The sequence below is a fragment of the Candidatus Endomicrobiellum pyrsonymphae genome (assembly GCF_020328025.1).
GTDB lineage: Bacteria > Elusimicrobiota > Endomicrobiia > Endomicrobiales > Endomicrobiaceae > Endomicrobiellum > Endomicrobiellum pyrsonymphae.
In genome coordinates this window covers 1-1,241 of sequence record NZ_JAIXMZ010000107.1, presented here as the reverse complement: position 1 = coordinate 1,241, position 1,241 = coordinate 1, and the positions used below count along the sequence as shown (strand labels likewise).

Annotated in this window: 1 protein-coding gene; it reads right to left on the bottom strand. The window is 37.1% G+C overall.

From position 1 onward, the window contains the following. Positions 1-237 precede the first annotated feature (237 nt). Positions 238-1,241, bottom strand: a 1,004-nt coding sequence (locus tag LE180_RS06685; RefSeq protein WP_374134676.1) for an alpha-isopropylmalate synthase regulatory domain-containing protein, incomplete at its 5' end; no start/stop codon positions are given.

The window sequence follows — 1,241 nt, the reverse complement described above, 5'->3', positions numbered from 1 at the left end:
CATAACGAAAAATGTTTCAGTTTTTGCAAACATAGACATTCTTATTGCAAAAGGGTATCAAAATATGAAAGCTAACTTAGGAGCAAGCTACAGATTTTGACGTACTCTAAAGTAGATGTTGAAGCAAAGATTGAGTAGCTTGCAGAACTAAGCAGTAGATTAAGACCTGACTTGCTCGCTTTTTGAAAAAAGGCGGTCGAGTCAGAAACGACGCTAGAAAAAGTTGACTGAGACAGTTTATTTCAGTAATTTGTATTCTACGGAGTCGGCAAGAGCTTGCCAAGATGCATCTATTATGTTTTCGCCAACGCCAATTGTTCCCCATTTCTTTGAAGAATCTGAAGATTCAATCAGAACTCTTACCTTTGCCGCTGTGGTTGCGTCGCTATTTACAACCCTCACTTTAAAATCGGTTAAAAAAATGTTTTTTATGATGGGATAATGCTTTGTTAATGCTTTGCGTAAACAATTGTCCAAAGCGTTCACAGGTCCATCGCCCTCGGCAATGGCGTGTTCTTCTTTGCCCTTTATATCGAGCTTTATGGTTGCTTCAGAAATTATATTTCCGTTAGTATCTTTTTCAACAGAGACTCTATACTCTTTTAGATTAAAAAAGGGTTTAAAAGTTCCAAGCGCTTTTTTTGTAAGTAAAAAGAAAGAAGCGTCGGCATCCTCATATTGATATCCGTTGTGTTCTTTTTCTTTTACAGTATCTATAATCTTTTTAACTTTTTCCGGTGCATCTTCAATACCTATTGCCATTTCAGCAGCTTTAGAGACAACATTGCTTTTGCCTGCTAAATCGCTTACTAAAATTCTTCTTTCATTGCCGATAGTCAAAGGATTGATATGTTCGTATGTTTCGGGATTGTTTTTTATTGCTGAAACATGAACGCCTGCTTTATGAGCAAATGCGTTTCTGCCAACATAAGGATCTGAATCATTTGGTACAATGTTTGCTATTTCGTCAACATATATTGAAAGTTCGGAAAGTTTCCGCATACTTTTTTTAGGTATGCAATCATAATTTCTTTTTATTTGCAAAGCGGGTATAAGAGAACATAAGTTTGTATTTCCGCATCTTTCGCCTATACCGTTTACTGTTCCCTGCGCTAATATACAACCTTCTTCAATTGCAGCAATAGAGTTTGCAACAGCGCAGCCAGAGTCGTTGTGGGCATGTATGCCAAACTTAACATTCGGAAAAGCACTTCTTGTTTCTTTGACAATACTCTGTATGG